General features: G+C 40.6%; 11 protein-coding genes. 6 read left to right on the forward strand and 5 right to left on the reverse strand.

What is annotated here, in order from left to right; all coding sequences use genetic code 11:
• Positions 1-7 precede the first annotated feature (7 nt).
• Positions 8-2,248 (forward strand): xanthine dehydrogenase family protein molybdopterin-binding subunit, encoded by a 2,241-nt coding sequence (locus BVC88_RS19365; protein WP_075352386.1) that lies wholly within the window; start codon positions 8-10, stop codon positions 2,246-2,248.
• Positions 2,249-2,326: 78 nt separating this feature from the next.
• Here the strand turns inward: BVC88_RS19365 and BVC88_RS19370 are convergent, their stop codons facing one another.
• On the reverse strand, positions 2,327-4,315 hold the full coding sequence (locus tag BVC88_RS19370; protein WP_075352387.1) for a M1 family metallopeptidase: 1,989 nt from the start codon (positions 4,313-4,315) through the stop codon (positions 2,327-2,329).
• 390 nt (positions 4,316-4,705) lie between these two features.
• Between BVC88_RS19370 and BVC88_RS19375 the strand changes: the two genes are divergently transcribed.
• The 5 genes from BVC88_RS19375 (at position 4,706) to BVC88_RS19395 (ending at position 10,792) form a co-directional block, all read left to right on the forward strand.
• Complete coding sequence (locus BVC88_RS19375; RefSeq protein WP_075352388.1) at positions 4,706-5,365, forward strand: ROK family protein; 660 nt, start codon at positions 4,706-4,708, stop codon at positions 5,363-5,365.
• Between the two features lie 35 nt (positions 5,366-5,400).
• The gene (locus tag BVC88_RS19380; RefSeq protein WP_075352389.1) at positions 5,401-7,059 is read left to right on the forward strand and encodes a M1 family metallopeptidase; all 1,659 of its coding nucleotides are present in this window, start codon (positions 5,401-5,403) and stop codon (positions 7,057-7,059) included.
• A gap of 122 nt (positions 7,060-7,181) precedes the next feature.
• Entirely contained in the window at positions 7,182-8,393 is a 1,212-nt protein-coding gene (gene mnmA / locus BVC88_RS19385) for a tRNA 2-thiouridine(34) synthase MnmA (RefSeq protein ID WP_075352390.1), read from the forward strand.
• 50 nt (positions 8,394-8,443) lie between these two features.
• Complete coding sequence (locus BVC88_RS19390) at positions 8,444-9,130, forward strand: pseudouridine synthase (protein WP_075352391.1); 687 nt, start codon at positions 8,444-8,446, stop codon at positions 9,128-9,130.
• Positions 9,131-9,319: 189 nt separating this feature from the next.
• On the forward strand, positions 9,320-10,792 hold the full coding sequence (locus BVC88_RS19395) for a M28 family peptidase (RefSeq protein ID WP_075352392.1): 1,473 nt from the start codon (positions 9,320-9,322) through the stop codon (positions 10,790-10,792).
• 75 nt (positions 10,793-10,867) lie between these two features.
• Here the strand turns inward: BVC88_RS19395 and BVC88_RS19400 are convergent, their stop codons facing one another.
• The 4 genes from BVC88_RS19400 to BVC88_RS19415 all read right to left on the reverse strand — a co-directional run bounded on the left by BVC88_RS19400 (position 10,868) and on the right by BVC88_RS19415 (position 14,584).
• Positions 10,868-12,154, reverse strand: coding sequence for a NupC/NupG family nucleoside CNT transporter (locus BVC88_RS19400; protein ID WP_075352393.1), 1,287 nt, complete (start codon positions 12,152-12,154; stop codon positions 10,868-10,870).
• 85 nt (positions 12,155-12,239) lie between these two features.
• Positions 12,240-12,836 (reverse strand): bifunctional nuclease family protein, encoded by a 597-nt coding sequence (locus BVC88_RS19405; protein WP_075352394.1) that lies wholly within the window; start codon positions 12,834-12,836, stop codon positions 12,240-12,242.
• Between the two features lie 6 nt (positions 12,837-12,842).
• Positions 12,843-13,811, reverse strand: coding sequence for an electron transfer flavoprotein subunit alpha/FixB family protein (locus tag BVC88_RS19410; protein ID WP_075352395.1), 969 nt, complete (start codon positions 13,809-13,811; stop codon positions 12,843-12,845).
• A gap of 35 nt (positions 13,812-13,846) precedes the next feature.
• Entirely contained in the window at positions 13,847-14,584 is a 738-nt protein-coding gene (locus tag BVC88_RS19415) for an electron transfer flavoprotein subunit beta/FixA family protein (protein WP_075352396.1), read from the reverse strand.
• Between the last annotated feature and the right edge of the window lie 26 nt (positions 14,585-14,610).

The raw sequence follows: 14,610 nt of genomic DNA on the forward strand, positions 1-14,610 counted from the left end.
TCAAGCTATGAGCACTCCTTCCTCAAAATTAAGTAGAAGATCATTTTTAAAAGCCTCTACACTAGCCGGGGGTGGATTATTGCTGAGTTTTAGTTGGCTTGCTGGCTGCAAACCCAGTCCTGAGGACTTGATGACCATGCCCAAGGAATGGTTTAAACTGAATGGCTACATCAAAATCGGAGAAAACGGGTTGGTTACCATCATGTCTCCAAATCCTGAGGGCGGCCAAAATATCAAGACCGCGATGCCCATGATCGTCGCAGAGGAGTTGGATGCGGATTGGACGAAAGTACTGGTCGAACAAGCGCCTCTAGATACAGAAAATTTCACCCGACAGTTTATCGGTGGCAGCCAAGCAATCCGAATTGGTTGGACTCCCCTCAGAACTGCAGGAGCCACTGCTCGATATTTATTAATACAAGCTGCTGCGCAAACCTGGAATGTTCCGGCCGCTGAGATCACTACCGAACCTGGTTATTTACTTCATACAGCCAGTGGGAAGAAAGTCCACTTTGGTGAAATGGCCTCATTAGCGGGCTCCATTCCTATTCCAGAAGAGGTGCAGTTGAAAGAAATAGCTGATTTTCGGATTATTGGCCATTCTCAAAAAAATGTAGATACCAAAAATATCATCACTGGAAAACCGCTTTTTGGAATAGACTACAAAAAGCCGGGAATGCTCAAAGCCATGATTATCCATCCTCCTGCCCATGGCTTACGCTTGAAATCTTTTGACGACTCAGAAGCGAAAGGTATACCTGGAATCAAAGCTATTTTCCAAATCAAATCTCATCAAGATGATTATGAACGGACTTTCTTTGACACGACAAGTTTCACGGATTTGGTGGCTATAGTTGGAGACTCTACCTGGGAAGTCATGAATGCTAAAAAAGCCCTCAAAGTTGAATGGGAACCTATTTCCACTTTTGAAGAAAAAAGGGATTGGGGTGGACGAAAGGAGCTTCGAACTATCCCGGAAGGTTTGGAAAGTCACGATTCGCAAGTTCAAAGAATGGTTGAGGCATCCAAAAATGCCCGGATAGTTCGAAAGGATGGAAATCCTGAAGCCGCATTCAGCAAAGCAGCCAAAGTGATCGAACGTACCTTCCATGGTCCTTTTTTGGCTCACAACTGCATGGAACCGATGAACTTTTTTGCACACGTTCAAGCAGATAAAATCGAATGTGCCGGCCCATTGCAAAAACCGGAATTAACCGAACAGGCACTATCTGCTCGTTTGGGAGTTCCCATCGAAAACATATACATCGACATGACCCGGCTGGGTGGTGGCTATGGCCGTCGATCTTATGCGCATTGGTTGATCGAAGCTGCAGTGATTTCCAAGGAAATGAATGCGCCGATCCACCTACAATATTCCCGGGAGGATGATATGACTGGCGGAATCTACCGTCCCATGTATCAGGCTACCTACAAAGCAGCACTTGATGAAAAAAATAACCTCATCGGATTTCATTTGAATGCTGGCGGGCTAGTGGAGCCACCACTTTACGCAGACCGATTTCCAGCAGGTGCAGTCGAAAATTACCTGGCTGAAGACTGGACGGCTTTATCCAATATTACGGTAGGCTCTTTTAGAGCTCCTCGTTCTAATTTTATAGCCGCTGCAGAACAATCCTTTTTGGACGAAGTGGCAGAAGCAGCAGGGAAAGATCCAATTGAGTTTAGATTGGAATTATTAAAAAAAGCAAAGGATAATCCCGTAGGAAAACGGAACGATTATGATCCGGAACGATATGCTGGGGTATTGGAATTGGTGAAGACCAAATCTAATTGGGGTCAAGACATGAAAGGAGTTTCAAGAGGAGTTTCAGCCTATTTCTGCCACAATAGCTATGCAGCTCAAGTAGTGGATTTAAAAATCGAGAATGGACAAGTTCAGATTGAAAAGGTGGTTCAGGCTGTAGATTGCGGCTTGGTTGTCAATCCGGATTCAGCAAGAAACCTTTGCGAAGGTGCTGTGGTTGATGGAATCGGAACAGCCCTTTTTGGTGAATTAAAGTTTGAAAATGGAGTGCCCGATAAAAACAACTTCGATAACTATCGAATGATTCGAATGAAGGAAGTTCCAAAATCCATTGAGACCTATTTTGTAGAAAATGAAATTGATCCAACGGGGCTTGGAGAACCTACGTATCCGCCTGTTTTTGGGGCTTTAGCCAATGCGCTTTATGCTGCAACAGGAGAACGGCTATCCAAACAACCCTTCTTTCCACAGCTCAAAGCCTAGAAATTTATAAAAAAGGGCCGATTGAATCAAATTCAATCGGCCCTTTTTTTTGCTAAAAACTTAATAAGATTTTGTCAGCTACTTCCATTCCCAGACATTATCACTGGTATTTTTATCAGGGAATCTGCCATGTGGATCTAGGGTGATTTTTTTGATTTTGCGATCTCCAAATTCCATTACCGCATCAAAAGTTCGATTTCCGTCAAACCAAACCGAAACAGGCCAGGTAACTTCGACTGTTGTATCATCAATCATTTTGCTATTTGCAATGGATTTGATTGCAGGGCCTTCTGCTTCAAATTCGACTTTCAAAACTACAGGCGAAGGCATCTCCCCTGCTTGCTTTACTGTTACTACAGTTTTTCCTTGATTTGAACTTACATTTTCAATAGAACCTTCAACCGACTCGGTGGTAAATAACCAGTAATACCAAAACCATTCTAGGTTTTGCCCCAATGCATTATTCATAAAAAAGATATAATCCCAAGGCGAAGGATGCTTAAATGCCCAGCTATCGGTATATTTTTTCATGGCATTAATTACCGCTTCATCTCCAACAATCCCTCCAAGCATGGAAAGCATCAATGGGGTTTTCTGATACGTCTGAAATCCATATCCAGGACCAGCATCATTGGCACTCCACATCAGCGGGGCCTCATCTTCAGATCCTGAGATCCGACCGTAACTCTGGCCCAAACCATCCAGATTATAAGCTACTTTTCGGCTAGACGCCGAAGAAAGAATATTCATGTATTGGTTGAACCCTTCGTCCATCCAGCCATAGCGGGTTTCGTTTGTTCCCAGCATCATTGGCCACCATTGATGAGCGGTCTCATGATCTGCAGCTCCTTGATTTGAATTGATCACCATTGGATATTCCATCCCAGCACTTGGTCCATCTTGAAGGGTAAGATGAGGGAAAGGATAGGGTGCCCAAAGCTCTGAATAGAATTCTAAAGCATGTCTAGTACGGGTCAACGCACTTTCAAAAAAGCGAGCTCTCTCGGGAATGAATACCTCATGAATAGGAATAGGACCTTTTCCAGGTATCATGGCTCGAGTTGCTTTCCATATAAATCGGTCTGAAGTGGCCCAAGCAAAATCATTCACTTTATCTGCCACAAAGCGCCAAGTCAATGTTTTCCCATCAAGCGTAGATTTTCCAGGTCCTTTTTCCGCTTCTGACACGATGGTGATTTCCTCATCGGAATTCAAAACCATAGCAAGTCTTTGTCTTGCTGAAGGAGTCAAAACTTCTTCTGGATTTTGCAAAACTCCTGTCCCACTTACAATCCAACCAGCTGGAACAGTAATAGAAACATCGAACTTCCCGAAGTTATTGAAAAACTCAGCTGGCCCTAAGTATAGGCTTGTTTCCCAGCCTCTTAAGTCATCGTATTTGGCTAACCTTGGAAACCATTGCGTTGGCTGAAAAAGCGTACTGTCAAAACGCTGAGTCATTCGATGCCCGCGGCCATTTTCTCCTCCTGGGAGCTTTGTATTCCATTCTATTTCCAATTCAGCGGTACTTCCTGCTTTGATTGGATCCAAAAGTGAAATCGTCGCGATGGTACTTTTCAAACCAGTTGCTTTCAAAGTAGGCGGATCATTTCTTCTCGAAGGCGCAGGATTTAAATCCACTACTTTCCCATCTATTTTAATTGAAGTCACGATCATCCCTTCGGTATTTTCAGCAGGAACAGAAGTTCCTCTTGGCACATCACCCCGAAAAACATTATGATCCAATCGAAGTACGATTTGTCCCAAATCATCTGGACTGGAATTATGAATCAGGATTTTTTCAGAACCTGTAATCGTCTGATTCGAAGGATTCAAGCTCGCCTTAATGGTAAAATCTGTTTCCAATTGCCAGTAATTTGGACCCGGCTTTCCTGAAAAATCCCGGGTACCTGCCTCAAATGCTCTTCGTATGGAGTTGGTCAGCGGAACATCCATTCGAATAGCCCTATTTTGAGTTTCTACAGTTTCCCGCTGGGGTATTGGAGCTTTTTGCTGCGCAAATGTTTGAAAAGAAAGAAAAAGCAAGAGTAAAAAGATGTTTTTCATTTGTGATGGATTTTAGATCTGAGTGAATTCTATACTATTCTAAAGAAAAGAGTTATTTGAAGAGTTACAAATTTGATTTTCGAGCTAAAAGATCAGAAATAAACTTCTATTCTCCACAAAGAGGACATCGTTTGATTTTCATTCAAACCTATTTGAAGTAATAAAGGCAAAAAATTGCTGTTTTAGAAAAATGAAAAATAAATCAGGAATACTTCCAAAAAGTCTAGAAATTAATAAGTTAATCGGATGTTAATAGGAAATCGCAGGTTTGGTTTTTAAAATGAAAGGAAAATCTAGCTAATTTTTCTGCCTTCCAATCGACAAAAATCCTAACTTCAAGTGCCGAAATGAAATCTTATTAATCAAATTATTAACTAAACTCAAACACTCTTGCAGCCATTAGTAATCGACATCGGAGGATCAAATATTAAAATATTGGCAAAAGGCCAACCAGAACGAATCAAAATACCATCAGGAAGTGATTTTTCACCTGAAACAATGATCCCTCTTATTAAAGAAGCTGCTTCAGATTGGACCTACGATCGCATCACCATTGGCTTTCCAGGAGTCGTGAAAAATAATCAGATTCATAGTGAGCCTGTCAATCTTGGAAAAGGTTGGGAAAGCTATGATTTTGCAAAAGAATTTAACTGTCCCGTTAAGATCATAAATGATGCTGCCATGCAGGCTTTGGGAAGTTATGAAGGAAAAAAACTACTTTTTTTGGGTTTCGGTACTGGATTGGGAACGGCCATGGTAATAGGTAAGACGATTCTCCCTATTGAAGGAGGACACTTACCTTATAAAAAATCCACTTTTGAAGGCTATGTTGGAAAGGAATACCTAACCACAAGTGGTTCTAAACGCTGGGAAAAGCATGTTTTAAAAACAATCGAAACTTTTGCAGATGCTTTCCAGCCTGAAGACATTGTCTTGGGGGGAGGCAACTCAAAACTAATCACCACGGTGCCTGAAGGATGCCGATTAGGAACCAACCAAAATGCCTTTATAGGAGGTTTTCGCCTTTGGGAGGACGAATATATTTTCTGATTTCAATCTAATTTTAATTAAACTCTGAGTGTCCAATGAAATTAAAAAACTGGATTATAACCACTTGCATATGGTTTTCTATATTTCAACTTCAAGCACAGAGTTTTCAACCATCCGCAGTATTTTCCAAACAAGATTCGCTCCGCGGTTCCATAGGTCCTGCTAGAGCTTGGTGGGATTTACTTCAATATCACCTTGAGGTAAAAGTCGATCCCGGGTCACAAACCGTCGCTGGGAAAAACACCATGAGTTACAAAGTAATTGCTGATCAAAATCTACTTCAAGTAGATCTGCAAGCACCAATGTCACTTGAAAAAGTAATTCAGGATGGCCAAGAATTGCAGGTGACTAATGAGGGCTCGGCCCACTTTGTACAACTTGCAAAAAATCAGGAGATCGGCAAAATCTATGATATTGAATTTCATTTCTCAGGGAAACCTGTAATCGCTATCCGACCTCCTTGGGACGGGGGATTTACATGGACCAAAGACAGCAATGGATTGCCATTCATAGCTAACTCAAATCAGGGAATTGGATCAAGTATTTGGTGGCCCAACCGAGATCATCCTGCTGATGAACCAGATCAAGGTGTTTTAATCTCCGTAGAAGTTCCGGAAAATCTGATGGATATCTCTAACGGCCGACTAATCAAAACCGAACATAACGAAAAAGATAAAACCAAAACTTATCATTGGGAGGTTAAAAACCCGATCAATAATTACGGCATCAATGTCAATATCGGTGATTACGTACATTTTGGAGAGCAGTATCCCGGTGAAAAGGGGATGCTTGACATGGACTATTATGTCCTTCGAGAGAATTTAGAAAAAGCCAAAGTTCAGTTTAAAGATGCCAAACGAATGATGGAGGCATTTGAGCATTGGTTTGGTCCCTACCCTTTCTATGAAGACGGATATAAACTGGTGGAAGCTCCCTACCTCGGAATGGAGCATCAGAGTTCTGTCACTTATGGTAATGGCTATGCAAACGGCTATCGAGGAACAGACTTAAGCGATACAGGTTGGGGATTAAAATTTGACTTTATCATTATCCATGAATCCGGGCACGAGTGGTTTGCAAATAATATCACGAATAAGGATGTCGCTGATATGTGGGTTCATGAAGGATTTACAGCTTATTCAGAAAACTTATTTTTGGATTATTTCTATGGAACCGAAGCCAGCAATGCCTATGTCTTAGGAACCCGGCAACGAATCAACAACGATAAACCTATAATTGGACCTTATGGAGTCAATGAAAATGGCTCCTCCGATATGTATTATAAGGGAGCTAATCTGTTGCATACGATCCGACAAATCATCAATAATGATGAGAAATGGAGGATGATTCTAAGAGGTTTAAATTCTGAATTTTACCACAAGACTGTCACTTCCTCCGAAATTGAAAATTACATAAGTCAGCAAGCGGAAATTGATCTCAACCCCATTTTTGACCAGTATTTAAGGGATATTCGAATTCCAATTTTGAGTGTGGTAAAGGATGGGAAAACGATCAGTTACCGTTGGGAAAATACTATTCAGAGTTTTAATATGCCAGTTCGGGTTTATTTGGATAAAAAAGAGGTTTGGCTGAACCCTACGACCAAATGGCAGGAAATGGGAATTGACAACGAAATAAAATCTATTGAAGTTGATCAAAACTTTTATGCAGGAATGATGATCGTGAATAAATAGATCGATTTGATATCCTTAGACTTATCGTAATTTTGTCTTAAGTAGAACCATTTCATCAAGAAATACTGTTCTTCTCGCAATTGTAACCTAATGGACCTTGAATCCATTACTTATTACAGCATATGAAATCAAAGAAAAGAGTTGTCGTCGGCCTATCAGGCGGCGTTGACAGTTCGGTAGCCGCTCACCTACTTCTCGAGCAAGGCTATGAAGTCATCGGGATGTTTATGAAAAACTGGCACGATGAATCTGTCACTATTTCCAACGAATGCCCCTGGATGGAAGATTCCACTGATGCCATGCTTGTCGCAGAGAAGCTTGGAATCCCATTTCAAGCCATTGACCTCAGTGAGGAATACAAGGATAGAATCGTAGACTATATGTTTGCTGAATATAAAGCCGGAAGAACTCCTAATCCGGATATTCTTTGTAATCGGGAAATCAAATTTGATATTTTCTTAAAAGCAGCCGAAAAACTCAAAGCAGATTTTGTGGCTACAGGTCATTATTGCCAAAAAGGCGAAATAGAAGTAGACGGCCAGCCGGTCTATCAATTACTCGCTGGTGCTGATCCAAATAAGGATCAAAGCTATTTTCTCTGTCAACTGAACCAAAGTCAATTGGCAAAAGCATTATTTCCAATTGGACATCTTCAGAAGCCTGAAGTTCGGGAAATTGCGAAAAAGTTGGATCTAATTACTGCAGAAAAGAAAGATAGTCAGGGACTTTGCTTCATCGGAAAAGTTCGACTACCGGAATTCCTTCAGCAACAATTGAAACCAAAAAAAGGAAAGATTATCGTCATTCCTGAGGATTTGCCAGAATTTAAAAAAACTCAGATTCCAGCCGGAATTGAGCCTAAAGACTATGATGATTCGCTTTTGGATGCTATGGCTTTACCAATTCACTATACACCCGAGCAGGGAAAGGTTCTAGGTGAGCATAATGGAGCTCATTATTTTACCGTAGGTCAGCGCAAAGGATTACAAGTTGGAGGTACCGGTAAACCACTTTTCGTAATAGCCACAGATACTCAAACAAATATTATCTATACTGGCTTGGGCGAAGATCACCCCGGCTTGCTTCGTCATGCGCTTTTTGTGAAAAATGAGGACGTCCATTGGATTCGGGAGGATTTGAAATTGACTCCGGGAGAAAGTAAGCACTATGAAGCTCGAATTCGATATCGTCAACCCTTGAGCGGAGCGACTTTGATCCAGAAAGAAAATGGGCTTTATGTTTTATTCGAAAAAGCACAAAAAGGAATCGCATCCGGTCAGTTTGTAGCTTGGTATCAGGGCGAAGAATGTATCGGTTCCGGTACTATCTTTTAATCTCTTCTCTCTGCATTCTTCATTTTACATTCTCAATTTTAAATTAAACAGTGCTCGAAATCCTCTACGAAGACGAAAACCTTATCGCAATCAATAAGCCATCAGGCTTGCTGGTACATCGTACTTCCATAGCTGCTGAAGAAACAGTTTTTGCTGTTCAAACACTTCGGGACCAGATTGGGCAACGTGTTTCACCTGTTCATAGATTGGATCGACCGACCAGCGGAGTATTGCTTTTTTCAAAGCGAGATGAAATTCTTCCCTTGCTGAAAGCACAGTTTATGGATCGAACTGTGGAGAAAACCTATTTGGCTATCGTAAGAGGAATACCTGAAGTCAAAGCAGCGATGATCGATTATCCCCTGACAACGGAGCGTTCCAATAAGAAACAGGAAGCTAGAACTTCCTATAAAGTAATTGCGGAGACAGAAATACCCTTCAATACAACCGGTAGATACCCTACTAGTCGCTATGCGCTTTTGGAATTGAAACCGGAAACTGGTAGAACACATCAGATTCGTAGACATCTAGCCCATTTACGCCACTATATTATTGGGGATAAAAAACATGGTGATAATAAACAAAACCAGTTTTTCGAAAAGCAATTTGAAATGGGAAACCTTCTTTTACATGCCAAAAGCCTAAAGCTAAAGCTTCCTTTTGGTGAAGAATCACTAATAATTGAAGCCGATATCCCAAGCCACTTCCAAAAAACTTTAATGGATTTGAACCTTTGAATAGGCCTTTTTAATGAAAATTAGTCCTTAGGATATAAAATAGTGACTTTGGCTTATCGGGATTTTATTTACTTTAGAACCGGAATATCAACATCTTATTAAATCTAGCATGACACATAACGTCTCACTGTGGAATGATTACAAGACATGCGAGATTCCTTGTGGCCATAGAAAAACAAAAATAAACATATGAAAAAAACGATTTTAACCGTAGCACTTGGTTGTGCTTTCGCTGTTGTCTCTTTTGCGCAACAAAAAGACATTGAGAAAAAATTTGATCGAGTATCTGCTGTAAAAGATCTGACTTACCTCACCTCTGACGAATTGATGGGAAGGGATCCTATTCGCCCAGAAATCTCTCTAGCGTATAACTTTATTGCAGATCAACTGAAAGGATTCGGTGCCAAACCAGTACCAGGAGCAGATGGTTACTTTCAAAATATTCCATTTATGATGTCTGCCCCTCCAAAAAAAGGTGAAATAAAATTAGGAGACTCGGTATACGTTCAGGGCAAAAACTTGCTAGTAATTAATGGCGAATCTCTTTCTGGAAAATATGAAATAGTAGAAGTTGGATTTGGATTAGAGTCTGATTTGGCAGGAAAGGATCTGAAAGGAAAAATCTTATTAACCAATGTAGGAGCACCTGATCGAATGAGTCCGGCAGAATTATTTAGCCTAGGCTCTGAGAAAGCCAAACTTGCAGAAGCTGCAGGTGCAATTGGTGTGATTGAACGATTCAATATTCCTTCCATTCCTTGGCCATTGATATCCAATTATTTGAATCGAACTCAGATGGTCATTGACAATGGTGAATCCAGCAAAATGCCTTATATCTGGATAGAAGATGTCAAAAATACGATGAAGGATCAATTAGCTGAGGGAAAAGCGATGGCAGAACTTGCGATCGAAGGAAAAATCAACAAGGCGATTGATGGAAAAAATGTCTTGGCTTGGATCGAAGGAACCGATTCCGAATTAAAAGATGAATTTGTTTTACTATCTGCACACTATGACCATGTAGGCGTAGGCAGAGCAGATGCTGAAGGTGACACTATTTACAATGGTGCCAGAGACAATGCAGTAGGAACAGTAGCTGTGATGAACGCAGCAAAATATTTTGCCAAAAATCGTCCGAAACGATCCATTTTGATTGCACTTTGGACAGCTGAGGAAAAAGGTCTTTTAGGTTCTGCATATTTCGCTGAAAACCCGCTTATTCCTTTGGATAAGATTATATATAATCTAAATATCGATGGCGCAGGGTACAATGATACTTCTGTGATTACGGTTATTGGTTTAGGAAGAACCTCTGCAGATAATTTGGTGAGTGATGCTGTTTCTGCATTTGGACTGAAAGCTATTGCAGACCCTGCTCCGGAGCAAGGTCTCTATGATCGCTCAGATAATGTAAGCTTCGCTAAAAAAGGAATCCCTGCTCCTACCTTCAGTCTTGGCTTTACAGCCTTTGACGATGAAATCAACAAATATTACCATAAAGCTGGAGACCAAGTTGAATCCTTGGACTTAGATTATGTGACCTTATATTGGAAAGCCTATATTCTGGCTGCACAAAATATTTCAAACAATCCTGAAAGACCATTTTGGACTCCAGGTGACAAATATGAAGGTGTAGGAAAAGAGCTTTACGGTATACAATAGACCTTATCTATTTTTACACAAAAAAACCTGTGGCTTCTTAAGTCACAGGTTTTTTTGTGAAATATAAAAATGGAATTACCCAAATAACATCCCTGCAATAGTCGCGGTCATCAAACACGCTAAAGAAGCTGCCAGTAAAGATCGAAGACCCAGCCTACTTAGATTCCCTTGTTGATTGGGGGCGATAATGCTTATTCCTCCTAACTGAATTGCAATCGAACTAAAGTTGGAAAATCCACAAAGTGCATAGGTAGCGATCACAATTGATTTTGGACTAAGCGTTCCCAATTCTTTCATCTCGGATAGGCTTAAGTATGCTACGAATTCATTGATAACTGTTTTTTGTCCCAATAAACTTCCAATCTGAAGAGTATCAACCCACTCTACACCAATCACCCATGCAAAGATTCGAAACACTTGTCCAAATAAATATTCTAAAGAAAAGCCTTTAAACTGACCTCCAGTACTGTTAACAACAAACTCATTTAATCCTGTCACATCTCCTAAGATTCCCATCAAAAGGTAATTGACCGCCGCTATCACAGCAATGAAAGCTAAAAGCATTGCACCTACATTAAGCGCCAATTTCAAACCTTCAGAGGCTCCTATAGACATTGCGTCGATAAGATTTACCCCCATAGCCTCCTCATTAACTTCAAGTTTTTCCTTTACTCTTTCCTTTTCCGTCTCAGGAATAAACATCTTGGACATCACGATTGCTGCAGGAGCATTCATAATACTTGCTCCAAGTAGGTACGCTGCAAATTTGCTTTGCTCCTCCAGACTATCACCACCTAAAAAGGCAACATATCCCGCAAGTACACCTCCTGCGATCGTTGCCATTCCTCCCGTCATCAAGCACATCAATTCAGATTTACTCATGTTGGGAATAAAAGGACGAACTAACAACGGAGCCTCTGTTTGCCCCAAAAATATATTTCCAGCGGCAGAAAGGCTTTCGGGACCTGATAATCGCATTGTTCTGGCCATTACCCAGGCTATTCCAAATACAACTTTTTGAAGAATTCCTAGGTAATATAGGCCCGCAGAAACAGTAGAAAAGAAGATGATTGTTGGTAATACTTGAAAAGCGAAAATAAATCCAAATCCGTCACCAGCAAGATCGCCAAAGATAAAAGCTGCTCCATCTCTACTAAAACTCAAAAACTTCACGAAAGCTTCACTTAGTAAACCAAAACCAGAAGCTACGATTGGAACCTTGGTGATCAAGAACCCGAAAATCAATTGAAGTAAGATTCCGATTCCTACCAATCTCCAATCGATCCGCTTTTTATCACTTGAAAAAATAAAAGCCACCAATACGATGACTGCCAAACCAAAAACACCTCTCAAATAATCCATTAAGTACTTTTTAAAATAGGAAGTCGTAAAAATAAGGAAGTCATGGTCAGAAAAAAAGCCTGAATTTCTTCAGGCTTTTTTTCTACTAGTTTCTTTTATTTATTTCGTCTCTAATGCGTGCCGCACGCTCATAATCTTCATTATTGATTGCTTTTTCCAGCATCTGATTTAGCTTATCTAGACTGAAGTCCTTCAATGAGGGCTCTTTTTTAGTGACAAACTTTTGAGTTGGTTTTTTTGGAGAACTTTTTTCTTCACTAGAATCAAATTCAAAATTATCTACCTCACCCTCAGACATTGCTTTTTCTGTGCAGTAAACAGGAGCTCCAAATCTAATTGCGATTGCAATCGCATCGGATGGTCTGGAATCTATCTCAGCCTCTATCTGATCACTTTTACATTTGATCTTGGCATAATAGACTCCTTCTTTCATATCTGTGATGATAATTCTGTCGATTTCATAGTTAAACCCATTAGCAAAAGACTTGAAAAGATCATGAGTCATCGGCCTATTTGGGATGATTTTTTCTATTTCAAGCGCAATTGCCTGAGCTTCAAACATTCCAATCACTATCGGCAATCTGCGAGAGCCATTTACCTCTCCTAATATCAAAGTAAATGACCCCGATTGCGAATGGTTGGACGAAAGTCCTAAAATCTCCAGTTCTATAAGTTTTTCCACAAAAATTTACAATTCAGCTTTGAGCGCTTCATTTAGTTTTGGTACTACTTCGAAAGCATCTCCAACAATCCCATAATCTGCTGCTTTGAAGAAAGGTGCCTCAGGATCTTTATTGATAACTACGATGCATTTTGAAGAGTTAACCCCGGCAAGATGTTGAATCGCGCCTGAAATTCCTATAGCAATATATAAACTTGGTGCGACTTTCACTCCTGTTTGTCCCACATGTTCATGATGTGGTCTCCATCCTATATCAGAAACAGGCTTAGAACAACCAGTTGCAGCGCCAAGGATTTTAGCCATATCTTCAATCATGCCCCAGTTTTCAGGACCTTTAAGACCTCTTCCTCCTGATACTACGATATCTGCCTCTGGAAGTAGCACTTCGCCGGTAGCTCGCTCAGTTGAAGTAATCTTTGAAGCAAAGTCTGAATCAGAGAGATTAACTGCAAACGATTCTACAGTTGCTTTGGAATCGTCCAATTTCAGGTCGATCGCATTTTTTTTGATTGCTAGAATTTTATGATCAGTAGTCACCTTTGTTTCAGCAAAGGCTTTTCCTGTGTAGATGCTTCTTTTCACAAGATATTCTCCATTCGTCTTAGGCAATTCTACTACATTAGAAACCAAACCAGCATCCAATTTAATTGCCAATCGGGCAGCTACCGCATCTCCAAGTGAAGATTTCGCTAGAACCAAAGTTTTTGATTGCTCCTTTTGAAAGGCTTGAGCTACTGCTGAGGCATGTGCCTGAATAACACCCGCGTCCAATCTGGAATCTTCAGCGTGCAGTACTTTTGTTGCACCTGCTCCTCCGACTGCCGCTAATTCATCATTTGAAACAGTACCAAGTGCCACAGCAACTACATCTCCTTCACCTGTCTGTTGGCTTAATGCTTTGGCAAAAGCAACCGCTTCTAAACTTGTCTTTTTAACTTTTCCTTCGGAATGCTCTATGTATACTAATATTGACATAATCTCTTAATTTATAATGGGTTGAAATAGGTTGATTAAAGTACTTTTGCTTCGTTTTTCAGAAGCCTTACCAGCTCCTCCACGTTATCTTTATCAACCAATTTTACTGATCCTTTCGCAGGTGGCAGTTGGTAGTTTGTGGCTTCAGCTTGAGTTTCATCAGACACCACTTCAACCACGTTCAAGGGCTTGGTTCGGGCTGACATAATCCCTCTCATATTCGGTATTTTCCATTCTGCAATTGGCTCTTGACAACCTGCGATCAATGGCAATGAAGCTTCCAATAGCTCTTTTCCGCCTTCAATTTCTCTTGCCATTTTCACCAAATTACCATCTACTTCCAGCTTCATCACAGGTGAGAATGACGGCATATTTAATAGCTCACCTACCATACCATGAACCATACCTCCATTGAAATCGATGGACTCTCTACCCATCAAGATCAAATCGTATCCACCTTCTTTAGCATAATGCGCAATTTGCTTTGCTACAAAAAAGGAATCTTTTGGATTGGAATTAACACGTATCGCTTCATCGGCACCAATAGCCAGTGCTTTACGTAAAGTTGGTTCTGTTTCGGCTTCTCCGACATTAAGTACAGTAAGCTTTCCACCAGTTTGATCTCTCAATTCCACCGCTCTTGCTAATGCATAGTCATCATATGGACCGATAATAAACTGAACTCCGGTAGTATCAAACTTGGTATTGTCGGCAGTAAACTGAATCTTAGAGGTCGTATCTGGTACGTGGGTGATACAAACAAGAATCTTCATTGGTTTAGGATTATATTATTTTAGAT

This window comes from Algoriphagus marinus, assembly GCF_001936475.1.
In the GTDB taxonomy this organism is placed as follows: Bacteria; Bacteroidota; Bacteroidia; order Cytophagales; family Cyclobacteriaceae; genus Algoriphagus; species Algoriphagus marinus.

Coding starts and splice junctions, on each gene's coding strand:
- BVC88_RS19365 (WP_075352386.1), top strand. CDS start 8: ATGAGCACTCCTTCCTCAAAATTAAGTAGAAGATCATTTTTAAAAGCC.
- BVC88_RS19370 (WP_075352387.1), bottom strand. CDS start 4,315: ATGAAAAACATCTTTTTACTCTTGCTTTTTCTTTCTTTTCAAACATTT.
- BVC88_RS19380 (WP_075352389.1), top strand. CDS start 5,401: ATGAAATTAAAAAACTGGATTATAACCACTTGCATATGGTTTTCTATA.
- mnmA (WP_075352390.1), top strand. CDS start 7,182: ATGAAATCAAAGAAAAGAGTTGTCGTCGGCCTATCAGGCGGCGTTGAC.
- BVC88_RS19395 (WP_075352392.1), top strand. CDS start 9,320: ATGAAAAAAACGATTTTAACCGTAGCACTTGGTTGTGCTTTCGCTGTT.
- BVC88_RS19400 (WP_075352393.1), bottom strand. CDS start 12,154: ATGGATTATTTGAGAGGTGTTTTTGGTTTGGCAGTCATCGTATTGGTG.
- BVC88_RS19410 (WP_075352395.1), bottom strand. CDS start 13,811: ATGTCAATATTAGTATACATAGAGCATTCCGAAGGAAAAGTTAAAAAG.
- BVC88_RS19415 (WP_075352396.1), bottom strand. CDS start 14,584: ATGAAGATTCTTGTTTGTATCACCCACGTACCAGATACGACCTCTAAG.